The sequence below is a fragment of the Citrobacter sp. S55_ASV_140 genome (assembly GCF_018919505.1).
Lineage (GTDB): Bacteria > Pseudomonadota > Gammaproteobacteria > Enterobacterales > Enterobacteriaceae > Citrobacter > Citrobacter werkmanii.
The window spans coordinates 1-2,297 of record NZ_JAHLQZ010000341.1; the positions used below are offsets into that span (position 1 = coordinate 1).

Sequence of the window (2,297 nt, forward strand, 5' to 3'; positions counted from 1 at the left end):
TCGACGAGCTGATCATTCAATACTGATTTTGAATCCAGGATTTTAGTTAATGGCAAAGTCGTTTGGCTGGTCATAGCGATGCTCCCGTATGGTGGTGTTGAGTTGGGAGAGAGCCTGTTGTCGATGGGAGAGTAACGGGCATCTATCTCATACTATGAGCTCGGAAGTAGAAAGTTACATCTGCCTGAATCATACAGCCCATTGATGTCACTTTTAGCATGATGCGCCCATTGATATGCCTGAAAATTCTTTCGAAAAATGCGTATAGTGTTTGCCGATGATTACGACAGTAAAAAATCATAACGGCATAGTTATTTTTTAGATTTTAGCCATCTATTGTGGGCTTATTCTCATAATTAGCATTACATTAAACTCACTAGTTGACTCCAGTAAAAATACAATTTAAATACGTAGTATAGTGTTTTTAAATACAGGTGTTTATAATGAATAAGAATGATAAGGATAGTCATTTAGGTGCTTTTGGAGAATTATTCTCTATTGAATTATCACAGAAAGAAATGGTTTCGACTGAGCAGCCGCCCACTTCTGTCAATCCTGAAAATAACAAGGAAGGCTCTTTATTGCAGGCATCAGAGGTGAAGCAACTTCCTGGCGATGATAGTAAGCACGAGTGCGCAGATGTAGATCTTTCTCCTGCTACTCTGGTGTCCGAAATAAATCAAACTGACCCTGCGATAGAACGTGTGATGCGGCAGGTATTGGCTCAGGAAGATACTCCCCCTAAAAAGCAAGTCTTAAATGGAGGTGAAGATCCCTACCTTCGTGATGTTGATTTTAGGTGGTTAAAAGGAGATGCCAATGAGCGAGCCATTTTCTGGTTTTGGATATATATCCGCACTGCATCAAATAGCCGTCTCAATTTGCCAGAATTAAAGTTGCAAAATGGCTGGGATTCAGAGGATCATTGTTTATATTCTTTTTTTAGACTTCCGGATAATCCCGTCAGCTCCGCTGAAAGGAGTCGGTTAATTATTACCTTCTTCAATAAACTCTCGGGTTTCTTCAATCCTATCCAAATTAAAGAGTCATTCGAACATATTCGTAGTATCTGGCTTCACTTGATTAGCCCTGTTCGACAATTTAAATGGTTAAAGAAAAAAGACTCTGAGGGTATTGAATGGGCGTGGGATTATTTATTAAAAAGGAAGGATGTCAATGATAACATCCTTTTTTGGTTTAAGCCCGCAGATGCAAATGAGAAATATATTGCAATCATGGGGGCAATTGATTGCTGGGTTATACGGGGGAATAAAATTGATTGTCAGGATAAAAAATTACTTCTGGATAACATGAAAAAAGCGTTTCAGCAGCGCGGGCGACGAGATAAAAAGAAAAGCTTCAATCTTAATACTGAAATTTCTATAAAAACCCGTAGAGAGCTTAAAGAGCTGGTTAAATTGCATGGTGTTAATATAAATAAATTTATTGAAAGGCTGATTGATGATGAATATGGGAAATATAAAGGCAATCCTAATGAATATAAAATATCTTTATTAAAGAAAAAACAATAACTCCACTAATTTTCATGCCTATATTACTTATGTGAATAGCCGGTTGATTTCCTTCCGGCTTTGCTTTTCACAGGAGTAAAACATGTCCCAAGCCCCCGAATCGCAGGATACCAGTGATATCCTGCGTGCCTGCCTTAATTTCTTACCCCAACAAACGACCGAACGTATTCTTTCCCGCCTGCAACACGCCATCAACTACGAGCCCGTGATTGGCATTATGGGCAAAAGCGGGGCGGGTAAGAGCTCGCTTTGCAACGCCCTGTTTCAACAACCGGTATGCCTGACCAGCGATTTGCTGGGCTGTACCCGTGAACCTCAGCGGATAGTGCTCACCGTGGGCGAGCGCAGCATGACACTGGTGGATTTGCCTGGAGTTGGCGAGACACCGGAATACGATGCGGAATATTCGGCGCTGTATCAGAAGTTGCTGACGGAGCTGGATTTGATTATCTGGGTCCTGCGTGCTGATGATCGTGCGCGGGCGGTGGATATTGTCACGCACCGGTCACTACTTGCTTATGGCGCGGATGCTTCCCGTTTCCTGTTTGTCATCAGCCAGGCAGATCGCATTCCTCCGTTGCCAGAACCTGCCGGTCAGGCTGTTCCTTCAACTGAGCAGTGCCTTTCACTTGCGGTTATCAGTTCGCAGATTGCTGGTCAGTTGCCGTCCTCTTTCCCGGTGATGGCTGTTTCAGCACATACCGGCTACAACCTGCATGCTCTGGTGGAACTGATGATACACGCGTTACCTGTACAGGCCAGTAG

Annotated in this window: 2 protein-coding genes; both read left to right on the top strand. The window is 42.9% G+C overall.

What is annotated here, in order from left to right; translation table 11 throughout:
* Positions 1–443: 443 nt before the first annotated feature.
* Positions 444–1,532 carry a hypothetical protein gene (locus KQJ18_RS23475; protein WP_216422887.1) on the top strand — a complete coding sequence of 363 codons (1,089 nt, stop codon included), beginning with the start codon at positions 444–446 and terminating at the stop codon, positions 1,530–1,532.
* Positions 1,533–1,614: 82 nt separating this feature from the next.
* On the top strand, positions 1,615–2,297 hold a 683-nt coding region (locus KQJ18_RS23480), incomplete at its 3' end, for a YfjP family GTPase (protein ID WP_216422888.1).